23 protein-coding genes are annotated in these 22,223 nt (G+C 72.6%); 7 read left to right on the top strand and 16 right to left on the bottom strand.

Features of this window, described 5'->3' with window-relative positions:
* From ACZ4TW_RS03645 to ACZ4TW_RS03615, 7 genes are all read right to left on the bottom strand, one after another.
* Nucleotides 1–1,089 (bottom strand): FAD-dependent oxidoreductase (locus ACZ4TW_RS03645; RefSeq protein ID WP_465540215.1); only part of this gene is annotated, 1,089 nt, incomplete at its 3' end.
* The gene (locus tag ACZ4TW_RS03640) at nucleotides 1,082–1,843 is read right to left on the bottom strand and encodes a methyltransferase domain-containing protein (protein ID WP_465540213.1); all 762 of its coding nucleotides are present in this window, start codon (nucleotides 1,841–1,843) and stop codon (nucleotides 1,082–1,084) included. The genes ACZ4TW_RS03640 and ACZ4TW_RS03645, both read right to left, overlap by 8 nt.
* A gap of 3 nt (nucleotides 1,844–1,846) precedes the next feature.
* Entirely contained in the window at nucleotides 1,847–2,995 is a 1,149-nt protein-coding gene (locus ACZ4TW_RS03635; RefSeq protein ID WP_465540211.1) for a type III polyketide synthase, read from the bottom strand.
* A gap of 88 nt (nucleotides 2,996–3,083) precedes the next feature.
* Nucleotides 3,084–4,076 carry an HAD family hydrolase gene (locus ACZ4TW_RS03630; protein WP_465540209.1) on the bottom strand — a complete coding sequence of 331 codons (993 nt, stop codon included), beginning with the start codon at nucleotides 4,074–4,076 and terminating at the stop codon, nucleotides 3,084–3,086.
* Nucleotides 4,077–4,121: 45 nt separating this feature from the next.
* The gene (locus ACZ4TW_RS03625) at nucleotides 4,122–5,204 is read right to left on the bottom strand and encodes an AI-2E family transporter (protein ID WP_465540207.1); all 1,083 of its coding nucleotides are present in this window, start codon (nucleotides 5,202–5,204) and stop codon (nucleotides 4,122–4,124) included.
* A 76-nt stretch (nucleotides 5,205–5,280) separates the two neighbouring features.
* A complete protein-coding gene (locus ACZ4TW_RS03620; protein ID WP_465540205.1) occupies nucleotides 5,281–5,631 on the bottom strand; it encodes an SHOCT domain-containing protein in 351 nt (116 codons plus the stop codon).
* An 11-nt stretch (nucleotides 5,632–5,642) separates the two neighbouring features.
* Entirely contained in the window at nucleotides 5,643–6,074 is a 432-nt protein-coding gene (locus tag ACZ4TW_RS03615) for a DUF6325 family protein (protein WP_465540203.1), read from the bottom strand.
* Nucleotides 6,075–6,253: 179 nt separating this feature from the next.
* Between ACZ4TW_RS03615 and ACZ4TW_RS03610 the strand changes: the two genes are divergently transcribed.
* Nucleotides 6,254–6,652, top strand: coding sequence for an SHOCT domain-containing protein (locus ACZ4TW_RS03610; RefSeq protein WP_465540200.1), 399 nt, complete (start codon nucleotides 6,254–6,256; stop codon nucleotides 6,650–6,652).
* Nucleotides 6,653–6,703: 51 nt separating this feature from the next.
* On the opposite strand, the gene ACZ4TW_RS03605 is transcribed toward ACZ4TW_RS03610, so the two are convergent.
* The 6 genes from ACZ4TW_RS03605 to ACZ4TW_RS03580 all read right to left on the bottom strand — a co-directional run bounded on the left by ACZ4TW_RS03605 (nucleotide 6,704) and on the right by ACZ4TW_RS03580 (nucleotide 12,924).
* Nucleotides 6,704–7,813, bottom strand: coding sequence for a hypothetical protein (locus tag ACZ4TW_RS03605; protein WP_465540198.1), 1,110 nt, complete (start codon nucleotides 7,811–7,813; stop codon nucleotides 6,704–6,706).
* 73 nt (nucleotides 7,814–7,886) lie between these two features.
* Nucleotides 7,887–8,384: a DUF2017 family protein gene (locus tag ACZ4TW_RS03600; protein WP_465540195.1), complete on the bottom strand. Its 498-nt coding sequence runs from the start codon at nucleotides 8,382–8,384 to the stop codon at nucleotides 7,887–7,889.
* The gene (clpS, locus tag ACZ4TW_RS03595) at nucleotides 8,381–8,677 is read right to left on the bottom strand and encodes an ATP-dependent Clp protease adapter ClpS (RefSeq protein WP_465540193.1); all 297 of its coding nucleotides are present in this window, start codon (nucleotides 8,675–8,677) and stop codon (nucleotides 8,381–8,383) included. Before clpS ends, ACZ4TW_RS03600 begins: the two co-directional genes overlap by 4 nt.
* Nucleotides 8,678–8,742: 65 nt before the next feature.
* Nucleotides 8,743–11,388: a winged helix-turn-helix domain-containing protein gene (locus ACZ4TW_RS03590; RefSeq protein WP_465540192.1), complete on the bottom strand. Its 2,646-nt coding sequence runs from the start codon at nucleotides 11,386–11,388 to the stop codon at nucleotides 8,743–8,745.
* Between the two features lie 8 nt (nucleotides 11,389–11,396).
* On the bottom strand, nucleotides 11,397–12,536 hold the full coding sequence (locus tag ACZ4TW_RS03585) for a class I SAM-dependent methyltransferase (protein WP_465540190.1): 1,140 nt from the start codon (nucleotides 12,534–12,536) through the stop codon (nucleotides 11,397–11,399).
* A 1-nt stretch (nucleotide 12,537) separates the two neighbouring features.
* Nucleotides 12,538–12,924 carry a hypothetical protein gene (locus tag ACZ4TW_RS03580; protein WP_465540188.1) on the bottom strand — a complete coding sequence of 129 codons (387 nt, stop codon included), beginning with the start codon at nucleotides 12,922–12,924 and terminating at the stop codon, nucleotides 12,538–12,540.
* A gap of 134 nt (nucleotides 12,925–13,058) precedes the next feature.
* On the opposite strand from ACZ4TW_RS03580, the gene ACZ4TW_RS03575 reads away from it, so the two are divergent.
* The 5 genes from ACZ4TW_RS03575 (at nucleotide 13,059) to ACZ4TW_RS03555 (ending at nucleotide 16,522) form a co-directional block, all read left to right on the top strand.
* The gene (locus ACZ4TW_RS03575) at nucleotides 13,059–13,529 is read left to right on the top strand and encodes a DUF4383 domain-containing protein (RefSeq protein WP_465540186.1); all 471 of its coding nucleotides are present in this window, start codon (nucleotides 13,059–13,061) and stop codon (nucleotides 13,527–13,529) included.
* Nucleotides 13,530–13,612: 83 nt separating this feature from the next.
* Complete coding sequence (locus ACZ4TW_RS03570) at nucleotides 13,613–14,398, top strand: hypothetical protein (protein ID WP_465540184.1); 786 nt, start codon at nucleotides 13,613–13,615, stop codon at nucleotides 14,396–14,398.
* Between the two features lie 42 nt (nucleotides 14,399–14,440).
* A complete protein-coding gene (locus ACZ4TW_RS03565) occupies nucleotides 14,441–15,334 on the top strand; it encodes a metalloregulator ArsR/SmtB family transcription factor (protein WP_465540182.1) in 894 nt (297 codons plus the stop codon).
* A 112-nt stretch (nucleotides 15,335–15,446) separates the two neighbouring features.
* On the top strand, nucleotides 15,447–15,863 hold the full coding sequence (locus tag ACZ4TW_RS03560) for an arsenate reductase ArsC (protein ID WP_465540180.1): 417 nt from the start codon (nucleotides 15,447–15,449) through the stop codon (nucleotides 15,861–15,863).
* Nucleotides 15,860–16,522, top strand: a complete 663-nt coding sequence (locus tag ACZ4TW_RS03555; RefSeq protein ID WP_465540179.1) for an arsenate reductase ArsC — start codon at nucleotides 15,860–15,862, stop codon at nucleotides 16,520–16,522. Before ACZ4TW_RS03560 ends, ACZ4TW_RS03555 begins: the two co-directional genes overlap by 4 nt.
* A 150-nt stretch (nucleotides 16,523–16,672) precedes the next feature.
* Here the strand turns inward: ACZ4TW_RS03555 and ACZ4TW_RS03550 are convergent, their stop codons facing one another.
* Nucleotides 16,673–18,058 (bottom strand): NAD(P)-binding domain-containing protein, encoded by a 1,386-nt coding sequence (locus tag ACZ4TW_RS03550; protein WP_465540177.1) that lies wholly within the window; start codon nucleotides 18,056–18,058, stop codon nucleotides 16,673–16,675.
* Between the two features lie 99 nt (nucleotides 18,059–18,157).
* Between ACZ4TW_RS03550 and ACZ4TW_RS03545 the strand changes: the two genes are divergently transcribed.
* The gene (locus tag ACZ4TW_RS03545) at nucleotides 18,158–18,520 is read left to right on the top strand and encodes a metalloregulator ArsR/SmtB family transcription factor (RefSeq protein ID WP_465540175.1); all 363 of its coding nucleotides are present in this window, start codon (nucleotides 18,158–18,160) and stop codon (nucleotides 18,518–18,520) included.
* A 36-nt stretch (nucleotides 18,521–18,556) separates the two neighbouring features.
* Here the strand turns inward: ACZ4TW_RS03545 and ACZ4TW_RS03540 are convergent, their stop codons facing one another.
* Nucleotides 18,557–19,648: an esterase gene (locus tag ACZ4TW_RS03540; RefSeq protein ID WP_465540172.1), complete on the bottom strand. Its 1,092-nt coding sequence runs from the start codon at nucleotides 19,646–19,648 to the stop codon at nucleotides 18,557–18,559.
* On the bottom strand, nucleotides 19,645–22,080 hold the full coding sequence (locus ACZ4TW_RS03535; protein ID WP_465540171.1) for a GMC oxidoreductase: 2,436 nt from the start codon (nucleotides 22,078–22,080) through the stop codon (nucleotides 19,645–19,647). Before ACZ4TW_RS03535 ends, ACZ4TW_RS03540 begins: the two co-directional genes overlap by 4 nt.
* Nucleotides 22,081–22,223 lie beyond the last annotated feature (143 nt).

Genomic DNA, 22,223 nt, shown 5'->3' with positions numbered 1-22,223 from the left:
CGCCCCCCGACCCACCCCCCCCCCCCCCCCCCCCCCCCCCCCTCCCCCCCCCCCCCCCCCCCCCCCCCCCCCCCCCCCCCCCCCCCGCGACCGGTCGTAGGCCGCGAACACGTCGATCGGCGCGCCCGCGGCGAGCGCACCGGCGAGCTCGTGGTCGAGGTGCACGGCGTCGCTCCATCCGAGGTTCATGCCCTGCCCGCCGATGGGGCTGATCTCATGCGCGGCGTCGCCGACCAGCGCCACCCGGCCCGCGGCCATGGGCCGGGCGAGGTGCTGCGCCGCCTCGAAGGCGGTCGGCGCGTCGGCGGCATCCGTCGCGAAGCCCGCCCCCGTGCGCGTCGCGACGATGGTCGCCACGGCCTCGGCGTCGAGGTCGGCCGGCGCGCGCCGCACCCACGCGACGAATCGCCGCCGGCCGCCGGGCATCGGGAACGACTCCACCACCCCGGCGGGCTCGAAGTGCAGTAGCGCGCTCTCGCGCGCGCCGGTGTCGTCGCGCGTGTCGCACATCACGTAGCTTGCACGCCCGCGGCGGGGCCGCCAGTCGGCGCCGATGAGCGAGCGGATGTCGCTGCGCACGCCGTCGGCCCCGACCGCGTATCGCGCGGCGACCTCGACCGGCGCCCCGCCCTCGTCGCCGCTGAGGACGACGTGCGTGCCGCGGTCGCGGATGCGCCGCACCTCGACGCCGCGACGGACGCGAACCGACGGGGCCGCCGCGATCCGTTCCTCGAGCAGCGCCTCGACCTCGCGCTGGGGCAGGGAGCGCACGATGCCCGACTTCGTGAACCGCATCGCGCCGAGCGTGCGCCCGTCGCACGTCACCCGGCCGTCGCGGATCTCGGCCGCGCGCCGGCGCACCTCGTCGCCGACGCCGACGGCGTCGAGCGCTCGCAGCCCCGGCGGGTGGATGCCGATCGCGCGCGACCGGGCGGCTGCCGCCGGCGCGGCCGCGGCCGGCGCCCGCCGCTCGAGCACGACGACGTCGAGCCCCCGACGGGCGAGCAGGCCCGCGAGCAGCAGCCCGACCGAACCCGCGCCGACGACCGCGACGTCGTGGATCGGCCCCTCGGCGGCGCCCTCAGCCATCACGGATCTCGCTGCCCCACACGAGCTCGAGGCGCGACGGGAAACCGCGCTTCACGCGCCATCCGCTCGGGATCGCCGCCGCGAGCTCGGAAGCCGTGTGGCTGCGCCGGATCGAGGTGAGCCCGTCGGGCCGGATGAACGAGCCGGAGAGGACGTTCCACGCGAACGGGAGCGTCGCCGCCCAGAACCCGAGGTAGGCGCCGCGGCCGCGTTCGATGTCGCCGTGCACGCCGATGCCCCCCGCCGCGACGAGCCGTTCGGTGTCGGCCAGCAGCGAGCCGAGCTGCTCGGGCTCGAGGTGGTGCAGCACGTGGTTCGACCACACCACGTCGAACGTCTCGCCCTCGGCGACGAGGTCGGCGGTCGTCGCGACGCGAGCGTGGAAGCGCGGCCCCTCGTGACGCGAGGCGTAGCGGACGGCGCGCTCGTCGGGGTCGATCGCGAGGACCTCGAGGCGCAGCCCGTCGCGCTCGGCGTGCCGGAGGATCTCGCGCGGCAGGTCGCCGCCGCCCGCGCCGACGTCGAGGAGCCGGGCGATGTGCGTAGTCGCGAGGCGCGGCCGCACCCACTCCTCGTACACCGCGGCCGGCCGGGAGACGATGCGGTTCACGATGCCGAAGCGGTGGTACGTGCGGTCGAGCGCGGCGCGGTCGGCCGCCGGGTCGTCCATGCGCTCGCGCGCGTGCTCGTCGCGGCGGTCGAGCGTGGCCAATGCGTGCAGCAGGCCCGGATCGCCGGCGGCGGGTCGCGCCATCCGTCAGCCCTTCACCGTCATGAGCGCCGACTCGACGGTGAGCCCGGGCCCGAACGCCATCGCGGCGACCCGGTCGCCGTCGACGGACGACGCCTGGTCGAGGATGTACCGCAGCACGAAGAGCACGGTCGCGCTCGACATGTTGCCGAAGTCGCGCAGCGTCGACCGGGCCGGCACCAGCTGCGCCTCGCTGAGCTGCAGCCGCGACTCGACCTTGTCGAGGATGCTGCGCCCGCCCGGATGGATCGCCCAGTGCGCGACGTGATCGCCCGCGGCGTCGGTCGCCAGTGCACGGGCCAGGTCGGCGTCGGGCGCGAACAGCGGCTCGAGGGCGCCGGTGATGTGGTCGTCGATGATCGCGGGAACGGCGTTGGAGAGCACCATCTCGAAGCCGTTGTCGCCGATCTTCCATGCCATGTCGCCCTCGCCGACGGGCGTGATGCGCGTCTCGAACCGGTCGAGGGCGTAGGCCCGCTCGCCCGAGTCGAGCGGGCGGGCGGTCACGATGCCGGCGCCCGCGCCGTCGGCGAACAGCGACGAGGCGACGATCGTGTCGGGGTCGTTCGACGAGCGCAGGTGGAGCGTGCAGAGCTCGACGCTCACGACGAGCACGACCGCATCGGGGTCGGCCTCGCAGAACTGCACGGCCGTGCGCAGCGCCGGCATCGACGCGTAGCAGCCCATGAAGCCGAGGTGGTAGCGCTGCACCGCCGGCCCGAGGCCGAGGTCGCGCACGAGCATGTAGTCGGGTCCGGGCGCATAGAAGCCCGTGCACGACACGGTCACCACATGCGTGATGTCGGATGCCTCGACGCCCGGCGTCGCCTCGATGGCACGTCGCCCCGCCTCGAGGTACAGCTTGGTCGCCTCGACCGCGTAGATCTCGTTGCGCGCCTTGGTGCCCGGGAGCATCAGCTCGCCCGACGCGCGGTCGAAGAAAATCGGGTCGTCGCCGCGGTCGTCGAACGTGAGCTCCTCGAGCACGGTGTAGCGGCGCTCGATCCCCGACACGTCGAACGAGGTGCCGATGATGCGCTGCGCCAGGCGGTTGAGGCCCGGCTGCGCCTGGAACACGTCGCGCACCGCGGGCTGCGGAAGGATCGTGGACGGGACCGCCGTCGAGAGCCCGCGGAGGTGCACTCCCGCGCTCATGCCGTCGGCCTCGGATCGGTGCGTCGGTGCTGCGGCATGGGTGGCCCCCTCTCCCGCTTGCAGACTAACCACGCCGGTGCGGGCCGGTCTAGGGTGCTCCGCCGGGAGTCTGCTGGGGACCCGCCCGCTCACCCGGCTCGGTCTCGGTCTCCGCATCCGTCTCGGGCAGGACCTCGGACCAGTCGTCCTTCACGCTCACGACGACGAGCCCGTGCTCGTCGGCCTCGCGGAGCGCCCGTTCGGCGCCGATGTCGTAGGCCTCATCCCCTCGGCCGCCGTCGTCGTCATGGTGGATGAGCAGGCCGAGCGATCGAGGCCCGCGCGTCGTGTAGCGCAGCATCGGCAGGTCGCCATCCGAGTTGCCCGCCGCGAGGATGGGACGCCGCCCCACGTTCGCGTAGATGCGGACGGGCTTCTGGACGCCGTCGTCGATGATCTCGAACCGGCCCCCGTACCGGAGCTCGTTCGCCTCGACGTCGTACTCGACCCCGACGGCGGAGCCGATCACCTGGTCGATCGGGATGCCGTAGTACTCGGCGCTGATGGGACGCATGAGGTCGCGGTCGCCGCCGGAGACCAGGTAGCAGGTGAAGCCGTGGTCCTCGAGATGGCGCAGGAGTTCGTGCATCGGCTGGTACACCGTGCGCTCGTACGGACGGTCGAGCGCCGGATGCCGCGCGCTGCGGTAGAACTCCATGGCCTCGGCGTGGTACTCCTCGACGCGCCGATCGCTGACGGTCGACAGGATGGCGTCCATCACCAGGTCCATGTCGTGATCGTCTCCCGCGTGGTGCTGCTCGATGGCCCGGCGGAACCACTCGTCGTCACGATCGACCGCGGCACGGTACGGCTCGCGCTCCTTCAGCGACGGGTCGGCCTCCACCTCGGCGCGCCACTGCTCGATGACGAAGTGCAGCTGCGTCGGCACGGGCTTCTCCACCCAGAGCGTGCCGTCGTTGTCGAAGACGGCGATGCGCTCCTCCTCGGGAAGCGCATCGGGCCCGTCGCAGACCGATCCCACGAACCGGAGGATCGCCTCGCGAGCCGGACCGTCGTTCCACGACGGAAGCGCTCTCGTCATGCGCGCCAGACTAGCCGAGCAGCTCCGCCTCCGCGGCCGCGGGGTCTAGGGATCCCCACTGTGTGTCTGCTGGGGGATCCTGGCATCGCCCGACAACCACCGCACGAATCGTGCGCCCGGGTCGCGGTCGAGCAGCACGTCGCGGAAGAGCAGCGTGAGCGGGATCGACAGGATGGCGCCGAGCGGGCCGATCACGAACGTCCAGAACACGACCGAGAAGAAGCTCAGCGTGAGCGAGAGGTCGACGGTGTCGCTGACGAACTTCGGCTGGACCAGCACCTGCAGCACGACGTTGACCACCGAGTAGACGGCGACGACTGCGAGCAGCAGCGGCAGCCCGCCGACGACGAAGGCGAGCACGGCGGGGGGCACCAGGCCGAGCACGAACCCGATGTTCGGGATGAAGTTCGTGACGAATGCGAGGATGGCCCACACCGCCGGCGCGGGCACCCCGAGCGCCCAGAGCGCGAGCCCGTCGATCACGGCGACGACGAGCCCGAACGAGGCGTTGACGACGTAGTAGCGCCGAACCGAGGAGTCGTACGCCCGGATGCGGTCGAGGGTCGGGCGGATGGCGCTGCCGAACGCCTGCTCGGCGCGCCCGTACCGTGCGGCGTCGGCGGCCATGAAGATCACGTAGGCGAGCACGAAGAACGCGGCCGTGAGGAACCCGAGCAGCCACCCGCTCACGCCCTGGGCGAGGTCGAGCAGCACCCCCGGGTCGACGGCGGAGGCCGCGGCGTCGGCGGCCTGCGCGTCCAACCCGATCGACGCGAGCCAGGCCGCCAGCGACCCGGCCGCGGCCTCGAGCTCGTCCAGCACGTCGGTCACGAGCAGGCCGAACTCGTACCCGGCGAAGACGAGCAGCGCCGCGAGCGTGCCGAGGATCAGGTACGCGACGGCGACGACCACGGTGGTCGCCGCCCAGCGCGGCCAGCCCCGACGCTGCAGCGGATGCCTGATGGGGTGGACGATGATCACGAGCACCGCGGCGAGCGCGAGCGGCGCGACGATCTCGCGCGCGAACCACAGCGCGCCGAGCCCCAGCAGCACCGCGATGACGATCACCGCCGTGCGCACGCTCGGCGACCGAGCGGGCGGCACCGGCGAGGGCGCGGCGGCGGTCATGGGCGCCACGATAGTGAACGCCGACGCGTCGACCGCCGAGACCCGCACGGCAGCGCGGATCCCGGCGGTTCCGGCATCAGCCGAGCAGCTTCGCCTTGGCGGCGGCGAACTCGGCGTCGCTCAGGATGCCCTGCTCCTTCAGCGCGGCCAGTTTCTGCAGCTCGGCGACCACGTCGACGCCGCCGGCTGCGGCCGGCGGGGGCGGGGGTGCCGCTGCGGCCTGCGCGGCGGCGGCCTGCTGCGCCTGGTACTGCTGCGCCTCCCACTGCTGCTGGGCGGCGGCCTGCTCCTGTGCCTGCTGATCGGCGTAGCGTTCGTTCTGGCGGTGCGCGACCCTGCCGCTGACCGCCGTGGCGGTGCCGGCGACGACCGCCGTGCGCGCCGCCATGCCGATGAGTCCCGGCCGGCCTCCTCTGCCAAGTGGCATGACTGTCCTCCCTATTCCACGTCCGCCGCGGCGGCGAACACCTCGTTGACGACGGCCGCGGGGATGCGCTCCACCTGGAGCACCTCGCCGCCGGATGCGGCGAACGCCGACGCCAGCTTCTTCGCGAACAGCAGTTCGATCGCCATGATCGCCCCGGCCGTGCCGGGCGGGATCTGCCCGCCGAGTTCGTCGATGTCCTCGTCGCCGATGACACCGGACGCCTCGAGCTCGACGACCGTGAAGCCGTACTCGTCGCGGAACTCCTCGAACTCGCGCACCGTGACCTCGCCGTTCTCGCCACGCGCGACGATCAGCAGGTCGAGCAGGCGGATCTCGTCGCCCACCATGAGGTCGCCGAGCGCCGAGAGCGTCGCATCGTCGGGCCTGTCGCCCTGGAAGCTCAGGACGTAGATGTCCACCGGTCCATACTCGAACTCCGCCATCGGTCTCTCCCCTGTCGTCGCGGGTGCCCCGGGAGCGTCGGCCCCGGCGCAACCGATTCAACTCGACACGGCGCCGAGTGGATATGCCGAAAGTCCCGGCCCGGCGCGCCGCACTCGCTAATGTGACGCGCAGGGGGCGGGCTCGTCGCCCCCGTCATCGACTGGAAAGGCGCACCCCCGTGGACTTCTGGGACAACTTCTGGAACTTCGTGTGGATCTTCTTCTGGAGCTTCGCATTCATCGCCTACCTCTTCGCCCTGTTCGCGATCATCGGCGACCTCTTCCGAGACCACCAACTCAACGGATGGCTCAAGGCGATCTGGATCATCTTCCTGATCTTCGTGCCGTTCCTCACCGCGCTGGTGTACCTGATCGCTCGCGGTGACGGCATGGCCCGCCGCTCCGCCAAGCAGGCGGCCGAGATGCAGGCGCAGACCGACCAGTACATCCGCCAGACCGCCGGCAGCACGAGCCCGTCCGACGAGATCGCCAAGGCCAAGGCGCTCCTCGACTCGGGCACCATCAACGCCCAGGAGTACGAGGCGCTCAAGGCCAAGGCCCTCACGCACGGGGCCTGAGCCCCACGACCGCGAACGGCCGGGCGCACGAGCGCCCGGCCGTTCGGCGTGTCAGGCGCCGACCGCGACGACCCGGCGGGCCGCCACCGACCCGGTGTTCCGCAGGAAGAGGATGATCCAGCTGAAGATGAGCAGGCCTGCCACGAGCTCGACGGCCGTGAGGTTGTAGTACCCCACCGCGAAGAACACGCCGAGCACCACGATGACGCCGACGTACACCCAGCCGAGGATCACGAACACGCGCGGCATCGAGGGCAGGAAGCCGGGCAGGCCGACCACGAGCACCGCGTAGACCACCGCCATGCCGGTCGCCACGGTGTTGTGGACGAGGAAGAACTCGTCGACGGGGAAGATGCCCACGCACGCGAGCAGCACGCCGATCAGCGCGAGCCCGTAGCGCACCACGTCGCGACCGCGACGCTCCTCCGGCGTGCCGTCGGGAAGCGCGGCCGTGGCGTACCGGGCGACGATGGTGACGATCGCGCCGGCGATGACGAGGGTCAGGTTGAAGGCGAGCGCGGAGATGTCGTCGGTCATCCCGAGCGCCGAGAGGTTCTCCTGCCACCACAGGGGGTCGCTCGCGCTGAGCATCGCGGTGATCACGCCGACCACGAGGAACACCGCGAGCACGAGACTGAGCAGCATCGGGGTCATCCGCACCGACGAGAGGAAGCTCACGTAGCCGGTGAGCGCCAGCGCCACGCCGAACAGGAGCGCCGCCGGGATCGTGTAGACCTCGGCGCCGAGGAAGCTCTGCTCGAGCACGTCGGCGAGGCCGGTCCAGCCGAGCAGGGCGATGACGGCGTGCGCGATCGACAGTGAGAGCACGTCGAACCAGTGCAGGCCGGGCGAGACTCCCTGGACCGGCGTGGGCGGGGCGGCGTCGGCCCCGGCCACCGGCAGCGAGCCGAACCGGCGCCGCAGCACGAACTGACCGGTGGCGAACGCGAGGGCCGCGACGACGGCCGCGCCGATCGCGACGGCCGCTCCGAGGGAGCCGCGGCCGGCGATCGGCAGCGCCGTGCCCCAGAAGAGCACGAGTCCGAGCAGACCCGACACGACGAACGCGAACGCGCCGACGATGAGGGCCGACGACTCGACCGATTCGGTGGTGCGCGTGGGCTCCCTGAGGATGACCGCGATGGACGATGGCTGCGACATGAGTCCTCCACTCGCGCCGCCCGTCGCGCCGTCCCCCGGCGCAGGACCCGGGCCCGCGGCACCAGCCTGCCAGTCAGCGACCGATCGGGTCGAGTACCTCGAGCATCGATCCCTGCACGATGCCCGCCCATTCGTAGGCGGCGCGGAGGTAGTCGTCGCGTTCCTCGTCGGCCGGCTCGGCCTCGTCGGGGTCGGCCACGCCGACCCGCTCGGCGAGGATCAGCCGCAGGTCGGTGAGGAAGGTGAGCCATCCCCACGCCTGAGCCTGGTCGAGCTCGATCTCGACGAGTCCCTCGCCGCGGTCGGTCGCCGTTGCATCGCGCACCGCCTGGGCGGCCTGCCGCTTGCCGTCGACGAGGCTCTCGCGGGTGTACCGCGCGAACTCGTGGGCGGATGCCTCGTCATCCTGGTACGCCGACGGGAAGAGCCGGCCCAGCGCGGGGTCGTCCTCGCCGCCGAGCAGCAGCACCGAGTCGACCTGGTCGGCGAGCTCGGAGAGCAGCATCGCCTCCTCGGTCTCCAGCACGATGCGGACGCCGTCGGCGCCCCCCTCACGACCGGCGACGATCACGGTTCGGCCTTCGAGACGGTGGCCTGCAGCCCGTAGCCGTGCATCGCGTGCACGTGCCGCTCCATGGCCTCGCGGTTGCCGGATGCCACGACCGCGCGCCCCTCGTGGTGGACCTGCAGCATGAGGCGCTCGGCCTCCTCGCGGGGGTAGCCGAAATAGCTGCGGAACACGTACGTGACGTAGGTCATGAGGTTCACAGGGTCGTCCCACACGATGGTCTGCCACGGCAGGTCGGGACGCACGGCCTCGTCGGCGACGAGGTCGGCGTCGAGCTGCTCGAGGGTGGACGTCACGATCCCAGCCTGACACGGTCGCGGCCCGCTCGCACGCCCCCAGTCGGCCGGACCGGGGCGGCACGTCACGTCGCGACGGCACGGCCGAGGGCGTAGGCGACGGCCCGGTCGAGATCCATCTCCATGCCCTCGCGGTAGGCGGCCGCGAGGTCCTCGCGGGTCGCGTCGACCTCGTCGATGGCGAGCCCCCGGATCTGCGTGAGCTCGTGGTCGACGATCTTCGCCCCCGACGCGTTGCGGAGGCCTCGCGTGGCGCCGGCGAGCCGCGCCATCCGCTCATCGTCACCGGCCGCGCGGGCGAGCCCGGCCGCGAGCGCGATGAAGAGCACCACTGCCGACACGTCGCGATGCCGCGCGAACAGGTCGAGGCCCTGGACGAGGTACTCCTCTGCGGTGGCGAAGTCGTCGCTCCTCGCCGAATACATCGCGACCTCGAACAGCCCCCATCCCATGCCGAACTCGTTGCCCGCCCGCCGGTAGTGTTCGATGCTCTCGCGGAACAGGCCGAGCGCCCGGGGGATGTCATCGTCGAGATCGGAGACCGCGAGGGCCCGGCCCCAGACGATGTTCCCGAGGCCGTTCTCGTCGCCGAGCCCGCGGTAGATCTCCTCGCCCTCGTCGTAGAGCGCATAGACCTCGCGTCGCACCTCGTCGGTGACCCCCGCGGTGTTGGCGGCGACCCCCTGGGCGATGGCCGCGTTGTAGATCGCGTTCGCGATCGCAGCCGGGTCGCCGAGCTCCCGCTGGATCGCGAGGGCCTCCCGGTACGGCTCGACGCACCGGTCGATCTCGCCCTGCCACCAGCACACGCCGCCGAGGGCCTCGAGCGCGGCGGCGCGGTGGGACGCCGATCCCCCGCGCAGCGACAGCACCGTCTCCAGCCGGCTCCGACCCTCGTGGAGGTGCCCGCGGGACTGCCAGAACCGCCAGGACGCGGCGGCGAGCCGCAGCGCGAGATCGGTCTCGCCGTGCACCGCCGCCCAGTCGAGCGCGGTGCGGACGTTGTCGTGATCGACGTCGAAACGGTCGAGCCAGTCCTTGCGGTCCTCGCCCAGGAAGTGGGTCGCCAGATCCTCGGCCCACGCGACGTACGCCTCGAGGTGCCGGCGGTGCACGGCGTCGCTCGCGCCGCTCGCCTCGAGCTTCAGGAGCGCGACCTCGCGGATCACGTGCAGCATGCGGAAGCGCGCCCGGCCGCCGGGCGCCGTGACCTGCTTGAGCAGCGCCTGGTCGACGAGCTCCGCGAGTCCGCCCAGCAGGTCGACCCCGGGCTCGGCGCAGACGAGTTCGACCTGCTCGAGGTCGGCACCGCCCGCGAACACGCCGAGCCGCGCGAAGAGCTCCTGGACGGGCGGATCGAGCAGGTCGTGGCTCCAGGCGATCGCGCCCTCGATGGTGCGCTGGCGCTCGGGCAGGTCGACGGCGCCCGTGCCCGGGCTCGCGGGGTCGAGCCGCGCGACGATCTCGGCCACGGGCAGCAGGCGCACGCGCGAGGCGACGAGCTCGATCGCGAGCGGCAGGCCGTCGAGGCCCCGCACCAGCTCGGACACAGCCGCGGCGTTCTCGCGGGTCACCACGAAGTCGGGGCGCACCGCGGCGGCCCGGTCGACGAAGAGCGCGACGGCGTCGGACCGCGTGATCGTCGCCGGGTCGGCGGCCGCCGGGAGCTGCATCGGCTCGAGCGGCAGCTCGCGCTCGGCGGCGATCCGGAGCGGACCGCGCGACGTGACGAGGAAGCGCGACTCGGGGGACGCGGCGACCAGGTCCGCGACCAGCCCGGCGGCCGCGACGACCTGCTCGAAGTTGTCGAGGATGAGCAGCACCTCGCGGTTCGCGACGTGCTCGAGGAGCACGTCGCGCGGCGCCCCGGTCCCCGCCGTCGACGCGGCACCCAGGGCGCGGAGCACCTGGGACGGCACCAGCCCGGCGTCGCGCACGGGCGCGAGGTCGACGAAGAAGACGCCGTCGCGGAACCGCCCGCCGATCTCGGCGCCGACCTGCAGGGCGAGCCGGGTCTTGCCGGTGCCGCCGGTCCCGGTGATCGTCACGACCCGCGACGCCTCGAGCAGCTCGCGCACGCGCGCGCATTCGGCGCGGCGACCGACGAAGCTCGTCACCTGCAGGGGAAGGTTGTTCGGCACCGCCTCGACGGTCCGGAGCGGCGGGAACGCCGCGACGAGGCCGTCGATCTCGAGCTGGAAGATGCTCTCAGCCTGCGACAGGTCCTTCAACCGGTGGCGGCCCAGGTCGCGGAGCGTCACGCCGTCGGGCAGGTCGTGCTCGACCAGCGCCGCCGTCGGCGACGACAGCACCACCTGCCCACCGTGGGCCGCGGCCGTGATCCGGGCCGCTCGGTGGATGTCGATGCCCACGTAGTCGTCGCCGCCGAGCATGCCGAGCCCCGTGTGCAGCCCGATCCGCACCCGCGGCGCGAGCGCTTCGGGCCACGCGTGCGCGGCGAGCGCGCGCTGGATGGCGGTCGCCGCCGCCACCGCGCCGACGGCGGACGTGAACACGGCGAAGAACCCGTCGCCCTCGGTCTTGACCACCGTGCCGCCGCCGCCCGCGATGGCCTCGCGCAGCAGCCGATCGTGCTCGGCGAGCAGCGAGGGCCACCGGTCGAGCGCGGACTGCGCCAGGCGCGTCGACCCCTCGATGTCGGTGAACAGGAAGGTGACGGTCCCCGTCGGCAGACGCGACCTCGTGGTCATGCGTCAATTCAAGCAGTGACAGTCGACGCGGTCACGGTGAACTTCGGGTTGCGCGCGACCTGGCGCGTGGGCCCGACGAGGCGCTCGAGCGACGGACGGTACCGCAGGTGCGAGTTCCACACGCACCACAGCTCGCCGCCGGGCTCGAGCACTCGGGCGGCCTCGGCGAAGAGGTGCTCGGCGATGCCGGTGTGCACCGCCGCGTCGGAGTGGAACGGCGGGTTCAGCACGACGAGCCGCTCGCTCGCATCGGCCAGGTGCTCGAGGCCGTCGGCGCGCGTCACGCGCACGCGGTCGGCGACGCCGTTGGCCTCGGCGGTCAGGCGAGCGGATGCCACGGCCGCGGCGCTGCGATCGGACGCCTGCACCACGAGGCCCTCGCGTCGGCTCGCGAGCCACGCCGCGACGACGCCCGAGCCGCACGCGAGGTCGACGGCGGTCGTGGCATCCGGGACCGCGTCGGCGAGCACACCGAGCAGGAACCGCGTGCCGATGTCGACCCCGGCGCCCGCGAAGACGCCGCCGTGGGCGACGACCTCGAGTCGGAGGTCGTCGTCGTGCGCGTGTCGCGGCCATCCCGGCGACGGAGCAGCGCCCTCGCCGGCCCGCGGGCCGGACGCGACCAGCACGCGCGACTTCTGCCGCGCGTGCGTCACGTCGACCCGCTCGAACCATCGGCCGAGCACGTCGTTCATCGCGAGCGACATGTGCTTGAGCCGCCCGCCCGCGAACACGCGCACGTCGCGGGCCGCATGCCGCGCGACGAGCTCGGCGACCTCGTCGAGCCGGTCGAGCGAGCGCGGCAGGCGCATCAGCACGACCCTCGCGCCCGACGCGAGGGCGGCCGCCAACGGCATGGCACGGGGTCGCTCGGCGTCGGGCACGCCGAGCCGCGCGGCGTTCGCGGCGAGCGCGCGCTCGCCGGTGATCGGGTCCTGGTGCACGCGCACCTCGCGGCCGCCGGCGGCGACGGCACCGAGCGCGAGCGCGCCGTATGCGTCGTCGACGACGACCACGGCGCCCGGCTCGTGCGCCGCGGCGAGCGCGGCCGCGGCCTCGTCGAGGATCAGGCGGTCCGCGGCATCCGCTGCCCGCAGCCCCGGGGCCTCGAGGTCGGGATGCCGCCGGAGCGCGTCGAAGTCGATCACGTCACCGGGTCTCGGAGTGGTCGTCGGAGCGCCGGGTCGGCCCCGGTTCCATGATCGGGCGCGTCGACGGCAGGTCGCGCAGCGCGGTGCTCCGCGGATGCGCCGGCGCCGGCGGGGGTGTCGGGGCCGGGAGCGTGTCGAGGGAGGTCGGGACCGACCGACGCGCGATCCGCGCGGGCCGCCCTCCGGGCGGTGAGAGCTCTCCGACGAACTCGCTCCACTCGGGCCGCTCGAACCGTCGGGTCGCTCCTCCGATCAGGACCGTCCAGCCGTCGTCGTCCTCGGCGATGCGCCGGCCGCGGCGGACGTCGGCGACCCAGCCGTTCTCGACCGCGCGCCATCGCACGAGTTGCACGCCGTGGCCCCGAACCAGCCGAACCCGTCCCATACCCTCATTCTCCCCGGTCCCGGATGTTCCGAAACGCGCCCGCCGCGAAACGCAACCCCCTCGCGGACGGGGCGGGATCGTCAGCAGGATGCGGCCATGGCCTCCGCATGCGCGGAGCGGAAGGAGAGGCGATCATGAGCACCACCGACAGGTCCGTCCGGCGGTACGCCGACACACCGGTGCAGAAGGCGGCCCTCATCGTGGGCGTCGTGTTCCTGGTGGTCGGCATCGCGGGATTCATCCCCGGCCTGACGTCCGGCGTCGACCGGATCCTCTTCGTGGGCCACGAGTCCGAGGCGCTGCTGCTCGGCGTGTTCCAGGTGTCGATCCTGCACAACCTCGTGCACCTGCTGTTCGGCGCCCTCGGCCTCTGGGCGGCGACGTCGTCCGCCGTCTCGCGCAACTTCCTCATCTGGGGCGGCGCGGTCTACGGGCTGCTCTGGCTCTACGGCCTGCTCGTCCCGGTCGACAGCGCGGCGAACTTCGTCCCGATGAACGACGCCGACGACTGGCTGCACCTCGCGCTCGCGATCGGCATGATCCTGCTCGGGGTCCTGCTCGGCCGCCGGACGGCCACCGGGGCTGCGGGCCGACGCGCCGTCTGACGCGCACCCGACGACGGGAGGGACGCCTCGCCAGGGGTTCGGCGGATGCGGCACCCAGACCGGTTTGCTACCCTCGGCCCCCGATGCGACATTCGGCGCAGTTTCAGGGGGAGCGCCGCGCGGCGATCAGGTCGACCGCACGGCGCTCGTCGCGTGCGCACGCGGCGCCGTCGGCGAGCCCGTCGCGCTCACTGCGCCCGGATCGCGAACCCGGTCCGCGCCCGGCCCGGCGCCGCAGCGTCGTCGCGCTCGCCGCGACCATCGCCGTCGCCGGGCTGCTCGCCACCGTGGCGCTCGCCCCGCTCCCCCGTCCGTCGGTCGCCGTCGCCGATCCGGCCGTCGCCGCGCTCTCCCCCTTCGCCGGCGCGGTGCAGGAGGTCGCGGTCGACGGGGACATCACGACGGCCGGAGTCTCGCGCGAGGGCTACTCGGCCGCGACCGGGCCCGACACGCTCGTGGCATCCGGCACCAACTACGACTGGGCCAAGCTCGTGCTCGTCTTCGGCGACTGGCCGGTGACCGACGAGAACGTGACCCTCATGGTGCAGTGGATGCGCGAGGAGAACGGCCCCGACAACTGGTGGAACCGCAACAACCCGATGAACAACGGCTACGGATCGGGCGGCGGCAGCGGGCTCGGCAGCTACGCGAACCTCGTCGACGCGGCGGAGTACGCGGCATCCAACCTGAAGAAGCGGTCGTTCTACGTCGACATCGTCGCCGGACTCGAGGCGGGAACGTCGGCCGAGGTCACGGCGCGCGCGATCTGGGCGTCCCCCTGGGCCGAGAGCCACTACGGCAACGGCGCGTGGTGGTCGACCTCGCCCGTGCCCGTCGTGGCGGCGCCCGCGTCGGCGTGGGGACGTTGATCCGCGCCCGGCGGGCAGCGGCACACCCATAGACTGACATCTATGGGCAAGGACGGGTCGGATGGCACGGCCGGCGGTCTCGCGCTGATCGCCGATCCGACGCGGGCCCGCATGCTCGCGCTCATCCTTGCGAGCCCGGAGGGTCGCGCCACGGTCACCGCGCTCGCCGACGAGCTCGGACTGCGCCAGCCGACGGTCTCGCACCACGCCAAGGCGCTCCACGACCAAGGGGTGCTCGAGCGAACGCCCGACGGGCGACGAGCGTGGTACTCGATCGCGCCGGCACACGTCGAGCGGGTGCAGGGCGTGCTCGGCACACCCCGGGCCGCGCCGCCCGACGACGCCGTCGCGCACCGGATCGTCGACGACCTCGCGCAGCGTTTCGCCGGCACCTTCGGCCGCGAGACCGTCGAACGGTACGTGCGCGAAAGCCTCGAGCTCGTCTCCGGGCATGCGGCGGGCTCGCCTCGACTTGCCTCGCGGACGGCCGGCTTCGCCGCGGAGCGCCTCTCGGCGCTCGCCTCCCAGCGGGCGGAGCTCGACGCGACGCCCGAGGTGCTCTTCGTGTGCGTGCAGAACGCGGGCCGGTCGCAGATGGCCGCGGCGATCCTGCGTCACCTCGCGGGCGCGCGGGTGCACGTGCGCACGGCCGGGTCGCAACCGGCCAGCGAGGTGAGTCCCGCCATCGTGAGCGCGCTCGACGAGATCGGCGTGCCCGTGGGCGGCGAGTTCCCGAAGCCGCTGACCGACGAGGTCGTGCGCGCCGCCGACGTGGTGATCACGATGGGGTGCGGCGACGCATGCCCGGTGTATCCGGGGAAGCGATACCTCGACTGGGAGCTCGACGACCCGGTGGGACAGCCGGCGGCGCGCGTGCGCGACATCCGCGACGATATCGACGGGCGCGTGCGGGGACTGCTTGCAGAACTGGCCTGAGGACGGCGGCCGGCAGCCGGCGAGGTGAACACCTGCTGAACCCGTCGGCATCCGCATGGCCATCACATAGATCTTGATCTATGCTTTGGAAGAACCCGCGAGAGAGGTCGCCATGTCCGACAAGCCCACCGTCCTGTTCGTCTGCGTGCACAACGCCGGCCGCTCGCAGATGGCCGCAGGCTACCTGCGCGAGCTCGGCGCCGACCGCGTCGAGGTCCTCTCGGCCGGGTCCGCGCCGAAGGACGAGATCAATCCCGTCGCGGTGCAGGCCATGGCCGAGGAGGGCATCGACATCGCCGGCAACACGCCGAAGGTGCTGACCACCGAGGCCGTGAAGGACTCCGACGTGGTCATCACGATGGGCTGCGGCGACGCCTGCCCCATCTTCCCCGGCAAGCGGTACGAGGACTGGGAGCTCGACGACCCGGCCGGCCAGGGCATCGAGGCGGTCCGCCCCATCCGCGACGAGATCCGCCGCCGCGTCGAGGAGCTGCTCGGCGAGATCCTGCCCGAGGCTGCGCGGGCATGAGCACGCGCGACGGCCAGCTCGCCCTCGACGATCCGCACGCCGTGCTGCTGCGCAACGCCGAGCATCTCGCCGCCCGCTTCGACGGCATCGTCAACGCCGAGACCGTCGAGCGCGTCGTCTTCGAGTCCTACGCCGCGCTCCTGCGCAGCGCGAGGATCACCGTGCACCTGCCGAGCCTCGCCGCCCGGTTCGCGAACGAGCGCCTCACCGCGCTCGCGCAGTCCAAGGGCGTCATCCCGAAGGCGGTGCCCGAGGTGCTGTTCGTCTGCGTGCAGAACTCGGGCCGGTCGCAGATGGCGGCCGCGCTCATGCGCGAGCTCGGCGCGGGCCGCGTGCACGTGCGCTCGGCCGGGTCGCTGCCGGGCGGCGACATCCTGCCGTCGGTCGTGTCGGTCATGGCCGAGTCGGGCATCGACCTCGGCGACGAGTTCCCCAAGCCGCTGACCGACGACGTCGTGCGCGCCGCCGACGCCGTCATCACGATGGGCTGCGGCGACGCCTGCCCGGTCTACCCCGGCAAGCGGTACCTCGACTGGCACCTCGAGGACCCGGCCGAGCTCGACCTCGACGGCGTGCGCCGCGTGCGCGATGAGATCCGGGCGCACGTCGAAGGGCTGCTCGCCGAGATCCTGCCGGCCTCGTCCCGCGCTCGCGCGTGAACCGGAATGTAGGACGACAGCCGGAATGCAGGACGACAGCCGGAATGCAGGACGAACCCCGGCGATCACGTCCGACGAAGCGGTCCTCGTCCTACGGCGCCTGGCTCGTCCTACGAACTCCCGTTCGCGTGCTCGCCGCGACCGGATCGCTCAGCCGCAGCAGCTCGACGGGGCAGCGCCGGAAGCCGCGGCAGCGGGGCCGGCACCGGCGTCGGTCGCGCACGAGCTGACGGACGCGCCATCCGCCGCCAGGCTCGTCGAGCAGACGCCCGTCGCGGGCAGCACCAGCTCGACCTTGCGCGCCGCGTCGAGGTCGCCGGCGATCCACGCGGTGATGGAACGGACCTGCTCGTACCCGGTCGCGAGCAGGAACGTCGGCGCGCGGCCGTAGCTCTTCATCCCGGTGAGGAAGAAGCCCTGCTCGGGGTGCTCGAGCTCGGCGAAGCCGTGGGGCTCGACCGTGCCGCACGTGTGCACGTTGGGGTCGATGAGCGGAGCGAGGCGCCTGGGCGCCTCGACGATGTCGTCGAGCTCGAGGCGGATCTCGCGGAGCATGTCGAGGTTCGGGCGGAAGCCGGTCGCGTTGACGACGAGGTCGGTCTCGTGCTCGACGAGGTCGCCGCCGCGGAGCCCGTACAGGCGGACGCCCCCGTCGGTGCGACCGAGCCGGGCGATCTCGAACCCGTCGACCAGCTGGATCCGGCCGGCGTGCACGAGCGCGTCGACCCGTCGGCCGATATCGGCGCGAGCGGCGAGCTCGTCGTCCTCCGACGTGGTGACACGGATGGCACGGGCGTTCCGGATGAGCCAGGTGACGCGCGTGCCCGGCTCCTGCTCGGCGAGCTCGGCGAGGGCGAGCAGCGTGTTCGCGGCGGAGTGCCCGGCGCCCACGACGGTCGTGTGACGGCCGGCGAAGCGCGCGCGCTCGCGGCCGAGCACGTCGGGCAGGGCGTGGGCGACCCGATCGGCGACCTCGGCGAGCCCGAGCGGGTCGAGGCCTGACGACGCCAGGCTGTTGGGCTGCTCGTACGTGCCGGAGGCGTCGATGACCGCGCGCGCGGTCGTCTCCTGGACGCCGTCGGCCGAGTGGGTGCGGAGGAGGAAGGGCGTAGAGGCGCGGTTCGCGGTACGCGTACGGTCCATGCCCCGGCGGGTGATCGCGTCGACGGTGACGCCCGTGCGGATGCGCGAGGCGATCGGCTCGAGTGCGGCGAGCGGCTCGAGGTACTGCTCGACCAGCTCGGTGCCGGTCGGGAGCGAGTCGGGGGCGGGCACTTCCCAGCCCGTGGCCTCGAGCAGCCGGCGCGATGCCGGGTCGACGACGTGCTTCCACGGCGAGAACAGCCGCGTGTGCCCCCACTGCCGGATGCTGCCGGCGATCTCGTCGCCGGCCTCGTAGACCACGAAGTCGATGCCGCGTTCGACCAGGTTGGCGGCGGCCGCGAGCCCGATCGGCCCAGCGCCGACGATGGCGACGGGCAGGGTGTCGAGCCGGCGCTCCTGCAGGCTGCGGACGGTGAGATCGACCAGGGTCATGTCGGGCTGCTCCTCGCTGTGGCACATCCATTGATGAACTTCGATATTGAGTGTGCCCAATTCATCGAAGTTTGTCAATATTCGGGTAGGATGGCTCGCATGACGGTGAACCTGCTCCCGATGGTCGAGCCCGAGGCTGCGGTCTGCTGCGCGCCGCTCACCCGCGAGACCATCGAGCCCGAGCAGGCCGACGTCCTCGCTCGCAAGCTGAAGGCGCTGGCCGACCCCACGCGGCTCCGGCTCGTGTCGATCGTCGCGGCATCCGACGGCGAAGAGGCCTGCGTGTGCGACCTCATCGACCCCGTCGGGCTCAGCCAGCCGACCGTGTCGCACCACCTGAAGATCCTCATGGAGGCCGGGTTCCTCACCCGCAGCAAGCGCGGCACGTGGGCGTACTACAAGCTCGTGCCCGGCGCGCTCGGCGAGCTGTCCCAACTGCTCGACGTCACCGCCTCCCGGTGAGTTTCGCGCTCACTCGCTCCATCCACTGGCTCGCACTCAGCGGCGCAGCTCGTCGACGATGATCGGGTGCGTGTCGCGCCACGCGTCGGCGCCGAAGATCACGTCGAGGTGCCCGTACCCGGGGATCCGGTGCAGGGCATGGCGGCCGGGCGCCATCCGCTCGAAGTGCTCGTAGCTCAGCTGCTGGCTCTCGGGCAGGAAGCACCGGTTGTCCTCGCCGGCGATGAACGCGAAGCGCGCCTCGGTGCGCGGCGGCACGGTCAGCACCGGCAGGATGCCGGGCGCGGTGCCCGCCGGCACGAGATGGCCGGCTTTGACGCACTCGCGCATCTGCAGGAAGAACGTCATGGGTGCGCCCGCGAACTCGCCGGTGATCCAGTCGTGCGTGGCCGCGTCGATGTTGCGGTGGGCCCACAGCGCCGGATGGCCGCTGCCGTACGTGAAGCTCACCATCGCGCACACCGGGTTGTCGCACTCGGGATGCACCGCGACGACGCCCGTGCGCAGCGCGCGCGCGAACGGCCCCTCGGACTTGTAGCCCCACTTCGGCGACAGCACCGGCGAGATGCGGCTGATCGCCGGCGCGAGGCCGAGGATCTTCGCGCGCGAACCGAGGGGCAGCACCGGATGCAGCGACACGGCGTTGGTCACGATCGTCGACACGTCGGGCAGCAGCCCCGAGATCGCCGCCATCGTGAACGAGGTCGACCCCTGGCAGTGCACGAACGCCTTCACGGTCTCGGCGCCCGTTCGCTCGCGGACCAGCGCGATCGCAGCCGGGTAGTCGTACGCAGCCGCGTCGTCGAGCGTCCACGCGACCGGCTCGAGGTCGATCGACGCGCGCCAGTTCAGCATCCACACGTCGAAGCCGTCGTCGATGAGCGCGTCGACCAGCGTGCGCCGCAGCGGCGGTAGGAAGATCTCGGCGCGCACGCCCGCGCCGTGCACCAGCAGCACCGGGCCGCGGGTCGGCGTGATCGCGGGGTTCTCGACGTGCAGCATCGTGAGCCACTGCCCGTCGAGCGCGCGGAACGGGACGTGCTCGGTGCGGTGGTCGTCGCGTGTCGTGCGCGCAGGTACCGGCTGGGGCAGTCCGGTGGCGGATGTCGCTGCGCCGCCGCCGCTCATGCGTCCTCCCTCGCGAGCCGCCCGTAGGTCGACCACAGCCGCCCGAGGAACAGCGACCCGAAGCGCGCGATCGCCTGCGCGCCGTCCGGCCCGGTCGTCGTGAACGTCGTGAGCTGCTCGGCGAAGTCGACGGGCAGGATGCGCAGGACCCCCGCGCCGAGCACCGACGGGTCGGCCGCGTCGAGCAGGCCCGTCGCCGCGACATCCGCCGGGGGAGGCACATGGCCGTCGAGCACCTGCACGAACAGGGTCGTCGTGTCCTCCCAGAGGTCGAAGCCCGGGTCGTCGCGGACCTCCTTGCACCCCACGAACGTGATCGGCGATCCCGCGTCGGTCGTGAGCCACAGGCGGTACTTCATGAGCCGTTCCTCGCCGCGATCCGAGGCGACGAAGAGGTTGAACCATCCGCGTTCGACCTCTTGCCGGCCGCCGAGCGCGTCGGACTGAAGGTAGCCCGTCGCGATGCCCTCGTGCGCCTCGCCATCGACGAACGCGTCGATGTCGGGCGCGGTGATGGTGAGCTCGAACATCATGCGCTCGTCGCGCACGCGCGCATCCTTCGCCGCGGAGCGGGGGTCGCCCTCGCCGAGCAGGAAGAAGCCCTTCATCTGCTCGGTGAACGCGACGGAGGTGGGGGTCTCGGTGCGCGTCCTCTCAGCGCGATCACCGGCGGGCGCGGCATCCATTCGCGTTCCCTTCGCAGTGGCGGATGGCGCGACGGCGGTCTTCCCGGCGGCCGGCCGTCGGGTGCCGCGGCGGCGCCCCGCCGGCCAGGCGTCGATCATGCGGTCGGCGGCGCGGTCGGCGAACGCGGCGATGGTGAGCGCCGGATTGGGCCCGACGGGTCCGGGCATGGCCGAACCGTCGACGACCGACAGCCCGGGATGGCCGTACACCTCGCCCCACGGGTCCACCACGCCCTCGAACTCGTTGCGGCCCATCGGCGCGCCGCCGAGCGGGTGCACCGTGACCACCCGCTTGGCCAGCCAGAGCGGGTTGTCGACGTACCTCGCGCCGAGCGTCGTCGCGAAGTCGGACATCGTCTTGCGCATGGCGCCGAAGTACTCGAGCGAGGTCGCGGTCGTCCAGTCGATCGCCAGCCGGCCGCGGTCGAGGTACATCCTGCCGTCGGGCACGTCGCGGCCCATGCCGAGCACGGGCAGCGAACTCGTCGAGAGCGCGGTGTGCCCGAGCACGTGGGCGAGGTCGGCCGAGATGTTCGACTCGCCCGCGAGGCTCAGTCGCTTGGCGAGCATGGTGAGCGCGACGCGAGTGGAACGCGAGACCACCGACTTCAGCTGCGCCGTCTCGAGCAGCCAGTTGAGGAAGCCCGGGTAGCCGGCCTCCTGCACGTAGTATCCGCGACCGGTGCTGCCGTCCCCGTCGAGGCGGTCGCCGATGCGGATCGAGCTCGTGATGACGGGCCCGCGGCTGCCCGCGATGCGGCGAGCGCGGGCGACCCTGTCGATCTGCTCCTTCGCGCCCATCAGGAACCCGATGAGGTCGCCGTTGCCGCAGAACCGCGTGCCGAGGGCCGGGGAGAGGTTGCGCAGCGAGGCCCGGTTGCGCAGCAGCAGGTAGGTCGACCCGAACGTGCCGGCGGCGAGCACGACGCGGTGGGCGCGGATCACGCCGTCGGTCGGCGGCCCCTCACCGGGTCGGTGCGCACGGTACCGCACCTCCCAGGCGCCGTCGACGGGCCGCACGGCCTTCACCTCGTGCAGCCTCCGCACGTCGGCGCCGTGGTGGGCGGCCGCCGACACGTACGTGTGGTCGAGCGAGTTCTTCGCGCCGTAGTTGCAGCCGATGTCGCACTCGCCGCACTGCGAGCACGTGAATCGCGCGCGCCCGTGGATGTTGCCGTACGGCTTCGGCGCGATCGGCAGGAACGGGCCGACGTGCCCCTCGGCGTCGGCGAACGTGACCGCGATCGGCGGCCGGAACACGTGGTGCCCCGCAGCCTCGGCGCCCAGCTCGAACGCCTCGGTCTTCGGCGTGTCGGGGTACGGGTACGGCGTCGCGTCGAGCATGTCCTCTACGCGGTCGTAGTGCGGGTCGAGGTCCTCGCGGCTGATCGGCCAGTTCTCGTACCCGCCGCCGGGCAGCGGCGAGTCGTGCACGAACCATTCCGGATCCTTGCGCAGCAGCACGTTGGCGTAGATCAGCGAGCCGCCTCCGAGCCCCGACGACACGACGCCCTCGAGGCCGCGGAAGCTCCACGTCTCGAACAGGCCGTACAGCCCCTCGCCCGGCGCCCAGAAGTTCTCGCCGAACTCCGTCGGCGTGCGCGCGAATCCGCCCGGCGGGTAGTCGCGACCGCGCTCCATGAGCACGACCGAGTGCCCGGCCTCGGCGAGGCGATCGGCCGAGACGGACCCGCCGAAGCCCGAGCCCACCACCACGGCGTCCACCTGCTCGATCGACTCGACCACTCCGGCCTCCTCCGGTCAGGTGCGAGAGCGGATGCCCCGTGGTCGCACCGTGCCGGATGACGCGGCATCCCCCTCATGGGGGTCGGTCCCGATCGGCGGCGCATCCCTGAGACGATCGATCTTCGGAGGGAGACCGCGAGCGC

The organism is Agromyces sp. NPDC029043 (assembly GCF_055564615.1).
This window is presented reverse-complemented; position numbering and strand designations above follow the sequence as displayed.

Coding starts and splice junctions, on each gene's coding strand:
- ACZ4TW_RS03565 (WP_465540182.1), top strand. CDS start 14,441: ATGGGCAAGGACGGGTCGGATGGCACGGCCGGCGGTCTCGCGCTGATC.
- ACZ4TW_RS03575 (WP_465540186.1), top strand. CDS start 13,059: ATGAGCACCACCGACAGGTCCGTCCGGCGGTACGCCGACACACCGGTG.
- ACZ4TW_RS03590 (WP_465540192.1), bottom strand. CDS start 11,388: ATGACCACGAGGTCGCGTCTGCCGACGGGGACCGTCACCTTCCTGTTC.
- ACZ4TW_RS03560 (WP_465540180.1), top strand. CDS start 15,447: ATGTCCGACAAGCCCACCGTCCTGTTCGTCTGCGTGCACAACGCCGGC.
- ACZ4TW_RS03640 (WP_465540213.1), bottom strand. CDS start 1,843: ATGGCGCGACCCGCCGCCGGCGATCCGGGCCTGCTGCACGCATTGGCC.
- ACZ4TW_RS03545 (WP_465540175.1), top strand. CDS start 18,158: ATGACGGTGAACCTGCTCCCGATGGTCGAGCCCGAGGCTGCGGTCTGC.
- ACZ4TW_RS03625 (WP_465540207.1), bottom strand. CDS start 5,204: ATGACCGCCGCCGCGCCCTCGCCGGTGCCGCCCGCTCGGTCGCCGAGC.
- ACZ4TW_RS03540 (WP_465540172.1), bottom strand. CDS start 19,648: ATGAGCGGCGGCGGCGCAGCGACATCCGCCACCGGACTGCCCCAGCCG.
- ACZ4TW_RS03630 (WP_465540209.1), bottom strand. CDS start 4,076: ATGACGAGAGCGCTTCCGTCGTGGAACGACGGTCCGGCTCGCGAGGCG.
- ACZ4TW_RS03615 (WP_465540203.1), bottom strand. CDS start 6,074: ATGGCGGAGTTCGAGTATGGACCGGTGGACATCTACGTCCTGAGCTTC.
- ACZ4TW_RS03620 (WP_465540205.1), bottom strand. CDS start 5,631: ATGCCACTTGGCAGAGGAGGCCGGCCGGGACTCATCGGCATGGCGGCG.
- ACZ4TW_RS03605 (WP_465540198.1), bottom strand. CDS start 7,813: ATGTCGCAGCCATCGTCCATCGCGGTCATCCTCAGGGAGCCCACGCGC.
- ACZ4TW_RS03580 (WP_465540188.1), bottom strand. CDS start 12,924: ATGGGACGGGTTCGGCTGGTTCGGGGCCACGGCGTGCAACTCGTGCGA.
- ACZ4TW_RS03570 (WP_465540184.1), top strand. CDS start 13,613: ATGCGACATTCGGCGCAGTTTCAGGGGGAGCGCCGCGCGGCGATCAGG.
- ACZ4TW_RS03550 (WP_465540177.1), bottom strand. CDS start 18,058: ATGACCCTGGTCGATCTCACCGTCCGCAGCCTGCAGGAGCGCCGGCTC.
- ACZ4TW_RS03635 (WP_465540211.1), bottom strand. CDS start 2,995: ATGAGCGCGGGAGTGCACCTCCGCGGGCTCTCGACGGCGGTCCCGTCC.
- ACZ4TW_RS03555 (WP_465540179.1), top strand. CDS start 15,860: ATGAGCACGCGCGACGGCCAGCTCGCCCTCGACGATCCGCACGCCGTG.